Source organism: Endobacterium panacihumi (assembly GCF_050847465.1).
Lineage (GTDB): Bacteria > Pseudomonadota > Alphaproteobacteria > Rhizobiales > Rhizobiaceae > Neorhizobium > Neorhizobium panacihumi.
Genome location: NZ_JBOZRA010000004.1, coordinates 204,768 through 221,419 on the forward strand (window position 1 = coordinate 204,768; position 16,652 = coordinate 221,419).

General features: G+C 60.7%; 11 protein-coding genes. 9 read left to right on the forward strand and 2 right to left on the reverse strand.

The window, feature by feature from the left end; all coding sequences use genetic code 11:
* The first annotated feature begins 30 nt into the window (after nt 1-30).
* The 9 genes from pxpB to ACRQ1B_RS19165 all read left to right on the forward strand — a co-directional run bounded on the left by pxpB (nt 31) and on the right by ACRQ1B_RS19165 (nt 13,226).
* A complete protein-coding gene (pxpB, locus tag ACRQ1B_RS19125; RefSeq protein ID WP_432295797.1) occupies nt 31-1,632 on the forward strand; it encodes a 5-oxoprolinase subunit PxpB in 1,602 nt (533 codons plus the stop codon).
* A complete protein-coding gene (locus ACRQ1B_RS19130; protein ID WP_432295554.1) occupies nt 1,629-3,395 on the forward strand; it encodes an acetyl/propionyl/methylcrotonyl-CoA carboxylase subunit alpha in 1,767 nt (588 codons plus the stop codon). The genes pxpB and ACRQ1B_RS19130 overlap by 4 nt, the downstream gene beginning before the upstream one ends.
* Nucleotides 3,392-5,209: an ABC transporter ATP-binding protein gene (locus ACRQ1B_RS19135; protein WP_432295556.1), complete on the forward strand. Its 1,818-nt coding sequence runs from the start codon at nt 3,392-3,394 to the stop codon at nt 5,207-5,209. Before ACRQ1B_RS19130 ends, ACRQ1B_RS19135 begins: the two co-directional genes overlap by 4 nt.
* Before the next feature lie 57 nt (nt 5,210-5,266).
* Complete coding sequence (locus ACRQ1B_RS19140) at nt 5,267-6,802, forward strand: ABC transporter substrate-binding protein (RefSeq protein ID WP_432295558.1); 1,536 nt, start codon at nt 5,267-5,269, stop codon at nt 6,800-6,802.
* Nucleotides 6,803-6,881: 79 nt separating this feature from the next.
* Entirely contained in the window at nt 6,882-7,805 is a 924-nt protein-coding gene (locus ACRQ1B_RS19145; protein ID WP_432295560.1) for an ABC transporter permease, read from the forward strand.
* 6 nt (nt 7,806-7,811) lie between these two features.
* A complete protein-coding gene (locus tag ACRQ1B_RS19150; protein ID WP_432295561.1) occupies nt 7,812-8,660 on the forward strand; it encodes an ABC transporter permease in 849 nt (282 codons plus the stop codon).
* 31 nt (nt 8,661-8,691) lie between these two features.
* A complete protein-coding gene (locus tag ACRQ1B_RS19155) occupies nt 8,692-10,428 on the forward strand; it encodes a M14 family metallopeptidase (RefSeq protein WP_432295563.1) in 1,737 nt (578 codons plus the stop codon).
* 508 nt (nt 10,429-10,936) lie between these two features.
* Nucleotides 10,937-11,638 (forward strand): carbonic anhydrase, encoded by a 702-nt coding sequence (locus ACRQ1B_RS19160; RefSeq protein WP_432295565.1) that lies wholly within the window; start codon nt 10,937-10,939, stop codon nt 11,636-11,638.
* 4 nt (nt 11,639-11,642) lie between these two features.
* Nucleotides 11,643-13,226, forward strand: a complete 1,584-nt coding sequence (locus ACRQ1B_RS19165) for a SulP family inorganic anion transporter (protein ID WP_432295567.1) — start codon at nt 11,643-11,645, stop codon at nt 13,224-13,226.
* 76 nt (nt 13,227-13,302) lie between these two features.
* Here the strand turns inward: ACRQ1B_RS19165 and ACRQ1B_RS19170 are convergent, their stop codons facing one another.
* Entirely contained in the window at nt 13,303-14,748 is a 1,446-nt protein-coding gene (locus ACRQ1B_RS19170) for an NAD(P)(+) transhydrogenase (Re/Si-specific) subunit beta (protein WP_432295568.1), read from the reverse strand.
* 20 nt (nt 14,749-14,768) lie between these two features.
* Nucleotides 14,769-16,343, reverse strand: coding sequence for a Re/Si-specific NAD(P)(+) transhydrogenase subunit alpha (locus tag ACRQ1B_RS19175; RefSeq protein WP_432295570.1), 1,575 nt, complete (start codon nt 16,341-16,343; stop codon nt 14,769-14,771).
* Between the last annotated feature and the right edge of the window lie 309 nt (nt 16,344-16,652).

Consider the following 16,652-nt stretch of genomic DNA (forward strand, 5'->3'; position numbering starts at 1 on the left):
GTCATGCAAACCACGACCCGAGACACGTCGATGCGCATCCTGCCGGTGCGCGGCGATTGTATTCTCGTGGAACTTGCCGATCTCGGCGAGGCGCTGGCGTTGTTCGATGCCCTGACGACCAACCCGGTCGAAGGCATCACCGAAATCATTCCGGCGGCACGGACGCTGCTGATCGCTTTCGATCCCTACACGATTTCCGACGATGCGCTGATCGCAGCCGTCTCGGATATGTCGGGTGGCGAGCGCAAGGCCGCATCGGGTGCGCTGGTCGAAATTCCGGTTCGTTATGACGGCGAGGATCTGGCCGAGGTTGCCGCCATGACCGGCATGAGCGTTGAGGACGTGATCCGCCTGCATGGCGAAAGCGATTTTGTTGCGGCCTTCACCGGTTTCGCGCCCGGCTTCGCTTATCTCTCGGGCGGCGATCCACGCTTGGCCGTGCCGCGCCGCAAATCTCCGCGCACCAAGGTTCCGGCCGGTGCCGTCGGCCTCGCCGGCGAATTCAGCGGCGTCTATCCGAAAACGAGCCCGGGCGGCTGGCAGTTGATCGGCACGACGCCGCTCGCCATGTTCGATATCGATCGCACGCCGGCCTCGCTTCTGCAGCCGGGCAGTCGCATCAAATTTCGCGACATGGCGAAGGATGCGGCCTATGAGATCAAGGCGTCGAGTAAATCCGTATCAGCCAAGAAAACCGCATCGACGCAAGCCGCGACCGCATCGATCGAAATCCTCTCCATCGGCCTGCCGGTCGTGTTTCAGGATCTCGGCCGCGCCGGACAGGCCGGACAGGGTATCAGCGTTTCGGGCGCAGCCGATCGTGCGGGCTTCAAGGCCGCCAACCGGCTTGTCGGAAATGCGGCAAACACGACGGCGCTTGAGATAGCTCTCGGCGGCCTCAGCTTCCGTATGCGTGGTCAGGGCGTCATGGCGCTGACTGGAGCAACGGCGCCGATCTCGATCACCGGTGCTGACGGCAGCAAAATTACGACCCCGCATCACACGGCCATCGCGCTCGATGACGGCGATGTGGTGTCTCTCGGCGCACCCGCAGCCGGCATGCGCTCCTATCTTGCCCTGCGTGGTGGTTTCGATATCGCGCCGGTTCTCGGCAGCGCCGCCACCGATACATTGGCGCAGATCGGCCCGGCAGCGCTTGTTGCCGGCGATGTCGTCGCCATTCTGCCGGCACCGGCAAACGCGCTCGTTTCATCGGAAGAGCCGGCTTTCGCCATGCCGCGCACCAACGAAACGGTCGTGCTCGATGTCGTGATGGGCCCGCGCACCGACTGGTTCACAGACGCCGCCGTCGAAGACTTTTTCGCCCAGGAATGGTCGGTTACGCCACAGTCCAGCCGTGTCGGCATTCGCCTGTCCGGCGAGGCGCTGGAGCGCGCCAACCACGGCGAACTGCCCAGCGAGGCGACCGTGCGCGGAGCCTTGCAGGTTCCGGCCAGCGGCCAGCCCGTGCTTTTCCTTGCCGATCATCCGCTGACCGGCGGTTATCCGGTCATCGCCAATGTCGCCGGCCATCATCTCGATCTCGCCGGCCAGATCCCAGTCGGCGCAAAAATCCGTTTTAACGCGATCAGCCGCTTCGCGCCCCGTTTCATTCCAGGAAAATGCCCATGAAGAAGGTTCTGATAGCAAACCGCGGCGAGATCGCGGTGCGGATCATCCGGGCCTGCAAGGATTACGGCCTGACCTCGGTCGCCGTTTATGCCGACGCCGATGCCGACGCGCTGTTCGTAGACCTGGCCGACGAGGCTTATGCGCTGAACGGTGTGACAGCAAAAGACAGCTATCTCGATATCGGCAAGCTGATCGCCATTGCAAAACGTGCAGGTGTCGATGCTGTGCATCCCGGCTACGGCTTTCTCTCTGAACGCAGCGAGTTTGCGCAGGCTGTCGTCGATGCCGGCCTTATCTGGATCGGCCCCGATCCGCAGGTGATCGAAGCACTTGGCGATAAATTGCAGGCACGTGCGATTGCCCAGAAGGTTGGAGCACCGCTGGTTGCCGGTTCCGATGGCGCGATTTCCTCGCCTGCGGAAGCGCTGGCGTTTGCCAAAAAATTCGGCCTGCCGATCGCCATCAAGGCGGCGCATGGCGGTGGCGGACGCGGTTTGAAGATCGCCCGCGAACTTGGCGAGGTCGAAGAACTGTTTTCATCGGCGACCCGCGAGGCTGTCGCCGCCTTTGGTCGCGGCGAATGTTATGTCGAGCAGTTTCTCGACCGCCCGCGGCATATCGAGGCGCAGGTGCTGGCGGACCGTCTCGGCAATGTTCTGGTGGTGGGGACCCGCGATTGCTCTTTGCAGCGTCGCAACCAGAAACTTGTTGAGGAAGCACCTGCGCCTTTCCTCTCCGATGAACAGCGCCAGAAAATCCATTCTGCTGCGCGCGATATCTGCGCCGAAGCCGGTTACACCGGTGCGGGCACCGTGGAATTCCTGCTCAGCGCCGATGGTGTGATCTCCTTCCTTGAGGTCAATACCCGCCTGCAGGTGGAACACCCGGTGACGGAAGAGACGACCGGCCTCGATCTCGTCATCGAACAGTTCCGCATCGCCGAAGGTTTGGCCGTCAGCGTGACTGAAATGCCGGAACCGCGCGGACATGCCATCGAGTTCCGCATCAACATGGAAGATCCCGGCCGCGGTTTTCTGCCCTCAGCCGGCGAGATTACCAAATTCACCGCGCCTTCCGGCCCCGGCGTGCGTCTGGATTCCGGCGTGGTTTCCGGCTCGGCCATTCCGCCGATGTTCGATTCCCTGTCGGCCAAGCTGATCGTCTGGGGCGCAAACCGCGAACAGGCAATTGCCCGCGCCCGCCGTGCCTTGAGCGAATTTGTCATCGAAGGCGTGCCGTCCGTTCTGCCCTTCCATCGCTCCGTCATCGCGCACGATGATTTCGCCAAAGATTTCCGCGTTCACACACGCTGGATCGAAACCGATTTTGCCGAAACGCTGGAAGCCGCAAGCCGCCCTGCCCCGGCGGCGAACACCGGCCTTCTGCGCAGCCATGTCGAAATCGACGGCAAGCGTGTCGAGATCGGCATTCCTGATACCTTCCTGCGCCTGCTTGGCCCGCTTTCGGCGGCTTCGCACAGTGACAACAGAGGCGAAGAAAACGATGCCGGTACGGTGCTCGCCCCAATTCCCGGCCTTCTCGTTCACTGGAACGTGTCCGATGGCGCGACTGTCGAAAAAGGTGACGTTCTGGCAATGATGGACGTGATGAAGATGGAAACGGCGGTGACCGCACCGCTTTCCGGCACCATCGCCATCCTTGCCGAAGCCGGCTCCTCCCAGACCGCCGGCGCCATTATCGCCCGCATAACCAGCGGCACCACTTCAACGACCGAACAGACCAAGCCGGAGACACGGACATGAGCGCAACCATCAAACCGCTTCTGTCGGTCGAAAATCTCAGCGTCGAATTCGGTTCGAGCCGCGTTGTCGACGATCTGTCGTTTACGGTCGAAGCCGGCAAGACGGTGGCCGTGGTCGGCGAATCCGGCTCCGGCAAGTCGGTCACCTCGCTGTCGACCATGCGGCTTGCCGACATGATGGGCGCGAAATACGCGACCGGCCGCATCCTGTTCGGCGACAAGGATCTCTTGAAGGCCAGCCAGAAGGAGATGCGCTCGATCCGCGGCAAGGAGATCGCCATGATCTTCCAGGAGCCGATGACTTCGCTCAACCCGGTCTTCACCATCGGCGACCAGATCTGCGAAGTTCTGATGCTGCACGAAAAAATGGGCAAGACCGCCGCGATGGCCGAAGCCGGTCGTCTGCTTGACATGGTTCGCCTGCCCGATTCTGCCGAGCTTCTGACGCGTTATCCGCACCAGCTCTCCGGCGGCATGCGCCAGCGCGTGATGATCGCCATGGCGCTGGCCTGTCGTCCCAAACTGCTGATTGCCGACGAGCCGACCACCGCGCTCGACGTGACCATCCAGGCGCAGATCCTCAACATCATGCGCGACCTGCAGAAAACGCTCGGCATGGGCATGGTGTTCATCACCCATGACATGGGCGTGGTGGCCGAGATGGCCGATCATGTCGTCGTCATGTGGAAGGGAAAGAAGGTCGAAGAAGGCCCGGTTCGCGAAATTTTCGCCAATCCGCAGCATCCCTATACCAAGGCGCTTCTCTCCGCCGTGCCGAAACTCGGCAGCATGACCGGCGAAGAATTCCCCAAGCGGCTGCCGCTAACCGTGTTGCAGGACGGCAAACCGACCGTGGTCGGCGAGGAGCGTATCCAGGACACCGCGAAATACGACGAAAAGCCGCTGCTTTCGGTCAAGGACCTGTTCGTCCGCTTCGACATCAGGAAGAACATCTTTGGCAAGGCCACACATCGTTGCAGCGCCGTGCAGAAGGTCAGCTTCGATATCCATCCCGGCGAAACGCTGGCGCTGGTGGGCGAGAGCGGGTCAGGCAAGTCGACCATCGGACGCACGATCCAGCAGCTGCAATCTTCGATGGGTGGAGAGATTTCGTTCAACGGCCGAAACTACTCGTCCATGTCGGCGGCCGAACGTTTTCGCATGCGCCAGGAAGTGCAGTACATCTTCCAGGACCCGTTTGCCTCGCTCGATCCGCGCAAGACGGTCGGCTTCTCCATCGCCGAACCGATCAACACCCATTCGCTGATCAACGACAGCAAGGCCGTCAAACGCCGCGTCGATGAACTGCTGGAGCGCGTCGGCCTGCCGTCGAATGTCGCCTCGCGTTATCCGCACGAATTTTCCGGCGGCCAGCGCCAGCGTGTCTGCATCGCCCGTGCGCTCGCCTCCGATCCGAAACTGATCATTGCCGACGAGGCGCTGTCGGCGCTCGACGTTTCCATTCAGGCGCAGATCATCAACCTGTTCATGGACCTGCAGGCCGAACGCGGTCTCGCCTATCTGTTCATCAGCCACGACATGGCGGTGGTGGAAAAGATGAGCCACCGCGTCGCCGTTCTCTATCTCGGCCAGATCATGGAAATGGGTTCGCGCGCCCAGGTGTTCGAGAACCCGAGCCACGATTACACCCGCCGCCTTCTCTCCGCCGTTCCGGTTGCCGATCCGACGGCCGTGCGCCAGACGGCGATGATCGAGGGCGAAATTCCCAATCCGGTCCGACGCGTCGGCGACGAGCCGGCCATCCTTTCCCATGAGGAAATCAATCCGGGCCATTTCATCGCCAAAAGCGCCTGAGGAAACCCGGATCATAAACCGCGACACAATCGCAAAGCATCTGAAGAGGAACAGGTAATGACAACGTTCAAAAGGGGACTGGCGTCGGCTTTCGTAGCCTTCGCACTCGCCGGCACGGCACTTTCCGCCGCACCCGCATTCGCTGCCGGCAAGATGACCATTTCCACGCCGCAGGATCCGGGCAGCTGGGATCCGATCGACACGTTCCTCGTACAGTGGTCGGCTGTTGCCACCAACATCTTCGACGGCCTGACCTATCGCGGCCCCGACCTCAAGATCGTGCCCGGCCTGGCTGAAAGCTGGGAAGAGCTGGATGAAGGCAAGCGCCTGCGCTTCAAGCTGCGCCAAGGTGTAAAATTCCACAACGGCGAAGATTTTAACGCCGCGGCCGTCAAGTTCACCTTCGAGCGCCTTCTCGGCGAACAGGGTGCCAAGGGTCCGCAGCGTTCCAACTACACCTCGATCGACAGCGTCGAGGTGATCGACGACTATACGGTCGATCTCAAGCTGAAGGCACCGGATCCGGTCCTGCTGACCAAGCTTGCAGGCTACGGCGGCATGATCGTTCCGCCGAAGTACATCACCGAAAAGGGTGAGGACAATTTCAACCTCAACCCGGTCGGCACGGGCGCGTTCAAGTTCGTTTCCTACCAGCCGAAGGTCAACATCAAGCTGGAAGCCAACCCGGATTATTTCGGTGGCGCGCCAAAACTTTCGGAACTCGAATATCGCTTCATCGCCGAGCCGGCGACCGCCGTTGCCGAACTGCAGGCCGGCCGCGTCGATCTCGTCATTCCGCCGACCATTCCGATCGGCATGCTGCCGGTCATCGAGGCCGACAGCAAGCTGGAGATCGTATCCGTTCCCGGCCCGACCGTCGATGCACTGCGCTTCAACACCCGTGACGGCATCACCGCCGATCCGAAGGTGCGCAAGGCGATCATCATGGCCGTCGACCGCGCCACGATCGTGCAGTCGATCCTGGCCGGTCAGGCATCGGAGATCGTCAGCTTCCAGAGCGCGCTGTCCTTCGGTTACGACGCCGACCTGAAGGCCCTGCCCTACGATCCGGAAGGCGCCAAGAAGCTGCTGGCTGAGGCCGGCGTCAAGACCGGCACCGCGCTGCAGATCGACATCCGCGGCAATGATGCGACGATGAACGAAGTCGCGCAGGTCATTTCCAGCTACCTGTCGATGGTCGGCCTCACCGCCACGATCAAGCCTTACGAAACCAACGTCATCACCAACGACATCATCCCGCAGGGCAAGACCGGCGCGATGTTCCAGCAGAAGTGGGGCGGCTGGACCTTCGACTTCGATAACACCGCTTACGCAATGTACCACTCGGGCGAAAAGTGGAACCCCTACGACAAGGACGAGAAGATGGACAAGCTGCTGGAATCCCAGCGTCCGTTGACCGACCGTGCCGAGCGCGAAAAGATCCTCAAGGAAGTCGGTGCTTACGCTGCCGAATGCGCGTTGGAACTGCCGCTGTACAACACCAACGCCATCTTCGGCATCAACAAGCGAGTCAAGGGTTTTGTTGCTCCTCCGGACAACCGCCTGAAGCTCAACGAAGTGTCCGTCGACTAATCTAGGTCACTTCATAACGAACGATACCTCGCCCGCATCCCCGCGGGCGAGGCTGGACTTCTCTTACAGGAACGAGAACTTGGCCGGTTTCCTCATCAAGCGATTGCTACAGGCGATTTTCGTCGTCATCGCCATCACGCTCGTCGTCTCTTTCGCCATTCGCCTGACCGGCGATCCCGCGCTCATGATGTTTCAGGGCGGCGGCAGCATGACGGAAGACGATCTGCAGCGCATCCGTGTATCGCTCGGCACCGACCAGCCGTTCATCGTGCAATATCTCACCTTCCTCAAGGGCATGGTGACCTTCGATTTCGGCCGCAGTTTCAACGGCGGCACGTCCGTTTCGCTGCTGATCGGCGATGCGCTGCCGGCAACCTTGCTGCTCGCCTTCATCTCGATGTTCGTGTCGATCGCGCTGTCGATCCCGCTCGGCATCAAGGCCGCCACCTCGCGTGGTTCGGCTGCCGACCAGGCGATCCGCATCTTTTCGCTGATCGGCCTGTCCTTCCCGAATTTCTGGCTCGCCACCATGCTGGTGCTGCTGTTTGCCATCACGCTCGGCTGGCTTCCGCCAAGCGGCATGGGTGGTTTTGCCAGCTATGTCATGCCGGCCATCACCATGGGCGTCATCCTGACGGCGACCAACGTCCGCCTCGTTCGCACCTCGATGCTGGAAACGCTGCAGTCGCAATATATCATGGTCGCCCGCGCAAAAGGTCTTTCCGAGAGCAAGGTTCTCTACAAACATGCGCTGCGCAACTGCGCCATTCCGCTGATCACCTATTTCGGCCTGCAGTTCGGCGGCCTGCTCGGCGGCATCGTCGTCATCGAGCGCGTCTTCAACTGGCCGGGCATGGGCACGCTGGCCTTCGACGCCGTCGCTGCCCGCGATTATCCGGTGCTTCAGGCCGTCATCACCGTTCTGTCGCTGATGATCGTCGGCATCAACCTTCTGGTCGACATCGCCTATGGCCTCGTCGATCCCCGCATCCGCACGGAGTAAACGACAATGGCAACAAAAACCTCCCGCCTGTCGCGCTTCGCAAGCCTCGAATTCATCCTCGGCACCGTGCTGACCGTCGTCATCTGCCTGGCCGTGCTGTTTTCCGACGTTCTGTTTCCGGGCGGCGCCGAAAAGATCAACCTGATGGCGCGTCTGGCAAAGCCCTTCACCAACCCGGCCTTTCCGTTCGGCACCGATCCGCTTGGTCGTGACGTGCTGGCCCGCGTTGTTGCCGGCGGCAAGATCTCGCTTCTCGTCGGTTTCACCTCCGTTATCGGCGCTGTCATCTTTGGTGTGCTGATGGGCCTGATCGCCGGTTATTATCGCGGTTTCTGGGACATGCTGGTCATGCGTTTCGCTGACCTGCAGCTCGCCATGCCGTTCATCCTTCTGGCCATCACCTTCATCGCCATTGTCGGCGGCAGCCTGACCAACACGATCATCCTCCTGATCGTGTCGCAATGGGTGCAATATGCCCGCCTCGTGCGCGGCTCCGTCCTGACGCTGCGTGAGCGCGAATTCATCCTCTCGGCCCGCGCGATCGGCGTAAAAGACTGGCGCATCATCTTCCAGCATCTTCTGCCGAACCTGATCGGCCCGGTGATCGTGCTAATGACGCTCAACGTCGCCAACAACATTCTCCTCGAAAGCAGCCTGACCTTCCTCGGCCTCGGTGTCGATCCGACCATCCCGAGCTGGGGCGGCATGCTGGCAGATGGCCGCACCTATCTGCAGACCGCGTGGTGGGTCAGCGTTTTCCCGGGCCTCGCCATTCTCCTGACCGTGCTTGGCCTCAACCTGCTCGGCGACTGGCTGCGCGACAGCCTCGACCCGACCGGCCGCACCTCCAGATAAACACTTCGATACACAGCAAGGCTTAGGCACCATGACCACGATCTTCGAGACTTCAATCGAACGCACTCTTGAAACTCTGGTCACCGGTGCCAAGCCCGGCCTGTCTTTCGAAGCCTGGACTTTCGATGACACCAAAAGCCGCCGCGCCACCGAACGGGCGCTGAAGGACAAGGGTATCACTGCCCGCATCCGCAGCGCCTACAAGCCGCTTCTATTCACCTTCCTGGAAGAGATCGATCTTGCAGGCGTTACGGCGATCGAAGTGCGTTACCCAGTGCATGCCAATGCCCCGGCCAACCGCTTTCGACTGGAAGCTTACCCGCTGGCATCGCTGGTGGGTGAAGCAAAGATCGAGTTCGTCGCCCGCGAGGACGGTGAATTCTTCTACGACGTGACACTCACGCGGAACGGCCAGGCGGAAACGCTCAAAATTCTCGTGCCGAACCGCGTGCATCAGGATGTCGTCGGCGAAACCAATGTCTCGCCGACCGGCTGGTACCGTGTCGAAGGGGATGCGACGGGCGAGCGTCTGGAAACCGATTACGAGCGCCTGTTCCATGGCGCCATCGACGCCATCGCCAGTCATGACTGGGGCTCCACCGAACCTTATTTCGAAGAACTCAACATCCGCGTCTCGCATCCGGCTGAAGACATGGATCTGCCGGTCGGCGACGAGGTGGTGAGCCTGCGCGAAGCCCTGCACGAGGATTTCTATTTCTCGCTGCTGGAATTTTTCCAGAAGAAATCCGGCCGTCCGCTCGGCGACCGTGGCCTGAAACCCGGCCAGATCGTACCCGAGATTGTGAAGAGCACCGGCGAGATCGGCATTCGTGTCGAAACCCGCCCGCTGACATCAGGTTTTCTCGACGGCAAGGAACAGGCGATCGACACCGCCACTGAGCCGCCGGCAGCCGCGCAGATGGCAAATCTGCTGGCAGACATCGGCGGCGAAGAGTTTTCCGCCAACTCCCGCTCCGGCCGCGTTCTTTCCGCGCGCTACGTCAAGGGCAGCGATGGCGCCGTGATGATCAGCGGTGGCCAGCATCCGAACGAAACGACCGGCATCGTCGGCGCCATCCGCGCCGCCCGTGCGCTGAAAGAACGCGCCAACGCGCATTTCACCATCTCGCCGCTGGAAAACCCCGATGGTTACGCGCTGCACCAGCGCCTGCGCGTCGACAATCCGCGCCACATGCACCACGCCGCGCGCTACACGGCGCTTGGTGACGATCTCGAATACCGCACCCGTGAAAATTCCGGCGAGCACCTGAACGAGAAAGCCATTCGTTTCAAGGCGCAGGAACTCAGCGGCGCAAAGCTGCACGTCAACCTGCACGGTTACCCATCGCATGAGTGGACCCGCCCGCTTTCCGGTTACGTGCCCCGCAATTTCGCCATGTGGACACTGCCAAAGGGCTTTTTCCTCGTCATGCGCCATCACGCCGGGTGGACCAGCCAAGCCGAAGCCATGCTCGATCATGTTACCCGCCATCTCGGCGCCATTCCGGGCATTCTCGAATACAACAATCGCCAGATTGCGCTGTACGAAACCCATGCCGGCGAAACAGGCTTCCGTATCATCAACGGTTTCCCCTGCCTGTCGTCGATCGACGATCGCCACACCGTGCCGCTGACGCTGATTACAGAATATCCGGATGAAACCATCTACGGCGACGATTTCATCACCGGCCACACGGCGCAGATGGAAACCGTCATTTCAGCCTATGAATCCTGGCAGTTGCTGCAGGCGGATGCGCCTTCTGCCTAACCATATGCCTCTCAGTATTGAACGATAAAACTCGCCCTTGCTTTGGCCGTCAAAGCAAGGGCGAGTTTATTTGCGTGCTCATCGCGGCCCATGCCGATCTCCGCTGTCTTCCGCTCAGATCAATTCAGTCTTGAGATGGCTCTCGCATGTTGAGCACCAGTCACAAACGCGCCACCTAAGGGCGTATATTTGTGCGCCGCAACGTGCAGCTTGCGCAAAGGCGAAAAATACTTCGATCATCACAGTTTTTTGACGCCTTTTTTAGCGGTTTGTCCACGACTTGCCGCTAGTCAATTGACAAACAACAGTTTTTTCAAGGCGGGCAAACAAGGTATTTTTACCGTAAAATCGATTTATAGCGATCACTCCTCACATTTCGACTTCCCGCATGTCAGCCAGTTGTCATTTTCGCGTTGCTAATTTTGCAGTGCGAAATGATCGCTTCATTCACACCACCGGATCGAGCGCAAGTCTCCTGACATGCTCGCCGGCCAAAGAGGATACGACCATGGGCGACCTTCTGAAGGGCATCTCCAGTTTTCGTGGCGCCGTTTTCCCGGACCATTCGGCGCTATACCGCAAGCTCGCACACGAGGGCCAGTCGCCGCAGGCGCTGATGATCTCCTGTGCCGACAGCCGCGTCATGCCTGAAACCATTACGCAATCCGGCCCGGGCGAATTGTTCGTCTGCCGCAATGCCGGCAATATCGTTCCGCCGTTCCAGACCATGAATGGCGGCGTGTCATCGGCAATCGAGTTTGCCGTCGTCGGTCTGGGCGTTCGCGATATCATCGTTTGCGGCCATTCGGACTGTGGCGCCATGAAGGGGCTCTGCCATCCCGACCTGCTGGGCAAAATGCCGAATGTTGCGGCCTGGCTGAAGCATAGCCACGCGGCGCACTCCATCGTCTGTGAGGCCTATCCGCCGAACATGGACGAAAAGGAAAAAATCCGCGCCGTCGCCATGGAAAATGTGGTGGTCCAGCTCGATCACCTGCGCACCCATCCGTCCGTTGCCGCCAAGCTTGCCAAAAGCGAAGTCACGCTGCACGGCTGGTTCTTCGACATCGAGACCGGCGACGTGCTGGTTTACGACGGCGCAGCCGCCCGCTTCACCGAGATCCGCGATGATCAGCCACTGCCGGTCGCCGTGACCGGTCGCGGCGTGCCGCATGTGATCCCGGCCACTGCCCGCATGGCTGCGGAGTAAGGTCATGGTGAGCGGTACGGCCAGCCATAACGAATCCTCCTCGCCCGCGGGTGGACCAAGCTCCACCTTCGCGGCGGATTTTGCATCGTCTGTCGTGGTCTTCCTCGTCGCCATTCCGCTTTGCCTTGGTATTGCGGTGGCGTCGGGCGTTCCGGTAGCCATGGGACTGATCTCCGGCATTGTCGGCGGTCTTGTCGTCGGCGCCATTGCCGGTTCTCCGTTGCAGGTTTCCGGACCTGCGGCGGGTCTTGCCGTCATCGTGTTCGGTTTTGTCGAGCAATATGGCGTGGCAGCCCTTGGCCCGGTTCTGGTCGCAGCAGGTGCCATCCAGATCCTTGCCGGTTTCCTGCGCATCGGTTCGTGGTTCCGTGCCATCTCTCCGGCTGTCGTTCATGGCATGCTGGCGGGTATCGGCATTCTCATCATACTCGGCCAGATCCATGTTCTGATGGATTCCAAGCCGGCGGCCGGCGGCATCCAGAATGTCGTGGCGATCGAAGGCAGTGTCGAAAAGCTCTGGCACGACGGCATCACCAATCAGACGCTGGCGCTGATGGTGGGCGTAGCCTCGCTTCTGGCGATGATCGGCTGGGAGAAGTTTCGCCCGGCGAAACTGAAGCTGGTGCCGGGTGCGCTGATCGGCGTCGCTTTCGGAACCTTGCTGGCCGTTGGTTTTGCCTTGCCGATTGCCCGTGTCGACCTGCCGGCGTCGCTGCTGGATGGCATCTCAATTCCGGGTGCTGGCGATTTCATGCGCCTGGCTGAACCGGGCATTTTCATCACCGTTCTCGTCATTGCCGTGATTGCCAGTGCCGAAACGCTGCTGTCGGCAGCGGCGGTGGATCGCATGCATGATGGCGAGCGCACGAAGTACAACAAGGAGCTTTTTGCGCAGGGTATCGGCAACGGCATCTGCGGCATGCTCGGTGCACTGCCGATTACCGGCGTGATCGTACGTTCTTCGGCCAATATTCAGGCTGGCGCGAAAACCCGTCTTTCGGCGGTCATGCACGGTGTCTGGGTTCTGGCGCTGGTGGCTCTGCTGCCGCAGCTTCTCGGCGTGGTGCCGTTGACGGCGCTGGCCGCCGTGCTGCTGGTGACCGGCTGGCGTCTGGTGAGCCTGCATCATGTGCGCCACCTGTTCGATCATCACGGCTGGGTGCCGGTCGGCATCTGGTTTGCGACGGTGTCGCTGGTGGTGACGCAGGACCTGCTGATCGGTGTCGGTGTTGGTCTTGCGCTGTCGATTGCCGAAATCGTGCCTTACCTGCGCCGCCGCCTGCATATCGAAAAGGCGGAGAGCGAAGACGAGATCTATCTCAACCTGACGGGTGCGGCGACGGCAAAAGACATTCCGGCACTGCTGAACCTGCTCGAAAAACTGCCGGCCAGCCAGCCGGTGCGTCTGACGGCTCCCGACCTGCATTATCTCGACCATACCTGCGCCGAGACGATCAGCGAATGGGTGCAGCGCGAGACACGGGCCGGACGACGGGTGCATATCGAATATGCCGCCGAAACCTCTGCCGAACGGCACCACCGTGTCGATCCGCAGCTGCGGCGCTTCTATGCCGAAGCCGCCGCCTAAAGCGGCGCCTCAAGAAATGCAAAAGGGCCGGAGCAGCGATGCTTCGGCCCTTTGTTTTTGCTCGATTATCTATCAATCATTTGATCATCGGCAGCAATTCGGAAACCGACTTCTTGGCGTCGCCGTAGAACATCCGCGTGTTCTCCTTGTAAAAGAGCGGGTTCTCGATGCCGGAATAACCGGTGCCCTGGCCGCGCTTCGATACGAACACCTGTTTCGCTTTCCACACCTGAAGAACCGGCATGCCGGCGATCGGCGAGTTCGGGTCTTCTTCTGCGGCCGGATTGACGATGTCGTTGGAGCCGATGACGATGACGACGTCCGTGTTCGGGAAATCGTCGTTGATCTCGTCCATTTCCAGAACGATGTCGTAAGGCACCTTGGCTTCGGCCAAGAGTACGTTCATGTGGCCCGGCAGACGGCCGGCAACCGGATGGATAGCGAAACGCACTTCCTTGCCGCTTGCACGCAGTTTGCGGGTGAGTTCCGATACGGCCTGCTGTGCCTGAGCCACGGCCATGCCGTAACCCGGAACGATGACGATGCTATCGGCATCGTTCAGCGCGTTCGCCACGCCTTCGGCATCGATGGCGATCTGTTCGCCTTCGATTTCCATGGCCGGACCGGTGGTGCCACCGAAACCGCCTAATATAACCGAGATGAAGGAGCGGTTCATCGCCTTGCACATGATGTAGGAGAGGATCGCACCCGACGAACCGACCAGTGCGCCGGTGACGATGAGCAGATCATTGCCGAGCGTGAAGCCGATGGCGGCGGCCGCCCAGCCGGAATAGCTGTTCAGCATCGACACCACGACCGGCATATCGGCGCCGCCGATGCCCATGATCAGATGGTAACCGATGAAGAAGGCGAGCAGCGTCATCAGGATCAGCGTCCAGACGCCCGAACCATTAGCGTACATGATCAAGAGGATCAGCGACAGGATGGCCGCGCCGGCATTGAGGAAATGACCGCCGGGCAGCTTTTTCGCCTTGCCGTCGACCTTGCCGGCCAGCTTGCCGAAGGCAACGACGGAACCGGTGAAGGTGACCGCACCGATGAAGACGCCGAGGAAGACTTCGACATTCATGATGGCCAGTTCAACCGGGGTTTTGTGGGCGAGAATGGCGGAAAAACCTTCGAGCGTGGCGCGGGTCGCTTCATCCATGCCGGCGACACGCCATGCTTCGATATGGGCGTTGTAGCCGATGAAGACGGCGGCGAGGCCGACGAAGGAATGAAGGGCTGCAACGAGCTGCGGCATTTCCGTCATCTGCACGCGGGCCGCGACGGTATAGCCCATGAACGAGCCACCGGCGATCATCAGCAGGATGATGAGCCAGTTGCCGAAACCGCCCGGAACCTGCGGCCCGAGAATGGTGGCGACAACGGCGAGCGCCATGCCGACAATGCCGTACCAGACGGCGCGCTTGGCGCTTTCCTGACCCGAAAGGCCGCCGAGCGAAAGAATGAAAAGAACAGCCGCGGAAATGTAGGCGGCGGAAACGATACCGATCGTCATAATATGAAACCCCTACCCGATCACGACTTCTGGAACATGGCGAGCATGCGCCGTGTGACGAGGAACCCGCCGACGATGTTGATGGTGGCGACCAGAACCGACAGTGCGCCAAGGATGACGACCAGCCAGTTGCCGGAGCCGATCTGCAACAGGGCGCCGAGGATGACGATGCCGGAAATGGCGTTGGTAACGGCCATCAGCGGTGTATGCAGCGAATGCGACACGTTCCAGATGACCTGGAAACCGATGAAGCAGGCGAGCACGAAGACGACAAAATGGCTCATGAAGCTGGCAGGCGCATAGGCACCGACGATCAGCAGAAGCACGGTCGCGACAGCCAGCAGAATGGCCTGGTTCTTGGTCTGCGCCTTGAAGGCGGCCACTTCTTTTGCCCGCTTTTCTTCTGCCGTCAGTTCCTTGACCTTTTCCTTCGGCTTCTGGGCGGCGATCGCCTTGATCTTTGGCGGTGGTGGCGGGAAGGTTATCTCGCCTTCCTTGGTCACGGTCGCGCCACGGATGACGTCGTCTTCCATGTTGTGGACAACGACACCGTCCTTGGCCGGCGTCAGGTCCGTCATCATGTGGCGGATATTGGTCGAATAGAGCGTCGACGACTGGGCGGCCATGCGGCTCGGGAAATCCGTGTAACCGATGACGGTGACGCCGTTTTCGGAAACGATCTTCTGGTCGGCGACGGTCAGATCGCAATTGCCGCCGCGCTCGGCGGCGAGATCGACGATGACCGAACCCGGCTTCATGGCGGCGACCATATCGGCCAGCCACAGTTTTGGCGCATCACGGCCCGGGATCAGCGCCGTGGTGATGACGATATCGATCTGCGGTGCGAGTTCGCGGAACTTTTCCAGCTGCTTTTCGCGGAATTCCGGCGAGGACGGGGCGGCATAACCACCGGTGGCGGCACCGTCCTGTTGGGCGTCCTTGAAATCGAGGAAGACGAATTCGGCGCCCATGGACTCGATCTGCTCGGCCACTTCCGGGCGAACGTCGAAGGCATACGTGATGGCGCCGAGCGAGGTGGCGGTGCCGATGGCGGCAAGACCGGCAACACCGGCACCGATGACCAGAACCTTGGCCGGCGGAACCTTGCCGGCGGCGGTGACCTGACCGGTGAAGAAACGACCGAAATTGTTGCCGGCCTCGATGACGGCGCGGTAACCGGCGATGTTGGCCATCGACGACAGCGCGTCCATTTTCTGGGCGCGAGAAATGCGCGGCACCATGTCCATGGCGATGACGTTGACGCCCTTCGCCTTGGCTTCTTCGAGAAGGGCCGAATTCTGGGCCGGGTAGAAGAACGAAATCAGCGTTTTGCCCGGACCAAGATCGGCGAGTTCCGCAGTTTCCGGCGGACGAACCTTTGCGATCACGTCAGCCTGTGACGACAGTGCTGCGGCAGTCTCGGTTACCGTTACGCCGGCGGCGCGATAGGCATCATCCGAAAAGCCGGCGGCTTTCCCTGCGCCGGTTTCGATCAAACATTCATAACCGAGCTTCTGCAATGCCAGCGCACTGTCAGGCGTCATCGCGACGCGCGCCTCGTTCTGACCGCGTTCCTTCAACGCTCCAATTTTCATAATCCCTGTACCCTTCCCCGTTTCCTCGCGGGCTTCGACGTTGCCGCCGTTTTGTTCCTGCCGCAAGCACCGCTGCCGTTCGATACGTCCGTTAGAACAAAGAAACGGCGCCGATGGCTGAAATGAATCTTTAACCGATCAATCATGCGGCCTCTTTTTCGCCACGACAAGCCGACAGTCCCGCGATCGGACAGGCAATTATGCGGCGTATTGCCGCGAAACGTCGGATTTCCACAGTCGAGTAAGATGAGGACAGACTCGTCCCTTGGCGATCCCGGTTTTTCAATTTTTGCCCGCTGTCGTTGCGGG

Coding starts and splice junctions, on each gene's coding strand:
- pxpB (WP_432295797.1), top strand. CDS start 31: ATGCGCATCCTGCCGGTGCGCGGCGATTGTATTCTCGTGGAACTTGCC.
- ACRQ1B_RS19130 (WP_432295554.1), top strand. CDS start 1,629: ATGAAGAAGGTTCTGATAGCAAACCGCGGCGAGATCGCGGTGCGGATC.
- ACRQ1B_RS19135 (WP_432295556.1), top strand. CDS start 3,392: ATGAGCGCAACCATCAAACCGCTTCTGTCGGTCGAAAATCTCAGCGTC.
- ACRQ1B_RS19140 (WP_432295558.1), top strand. CDS start 5,267: ATGACAACGTTCAAAAGGGGACTGGCGTCGGCTTTCGTAGCCTTCGCA.
- ACRQ1B_RS19150 (WP_432295561.1), top strand. CDS start 7,812: ATGGCAACAAAAACCTCCCGCCTGTCGCGCTTCGCAAGCCTCGAATTC.
- ACRQ1B_RS19155 (WP_432295563.1), top strand. CDS start 8,692: ATGACCACGATCTTCGAGACTTCAATCGAACGCACTCTTGAAACTCTG.
- ACRQ1B_RS19160 (WP_432295565.1), top strand. CDS start 10,937: ATGGGCGACCTTCTGAAGGGCATCTCCAGTTTTCGTGGCGCCGTTTTC.
- ACRQ1B_RS19165 (WP_432295567.1), top strand. CDS start 11,643: ATGGTGAGCGGTACGGCCAGCCATAACGAATCCTCCTCGCCCGCGGGT.
- ACRQ1B_RS19170 (WP_432295568.1), bottom strand. CDS start 14,748: ATGACGATCGGTATCGTTTCCGCCGCCTACATTTCCGCGGCTGTTCTT.
- ACRQ1B_RS19175 (WP_432295570.1), bottom strand. CDS start 16,343: ATGAAAATTGGAGCGTTGAAGGAACGCGGTCAGAACGAGGCGCGCGTC.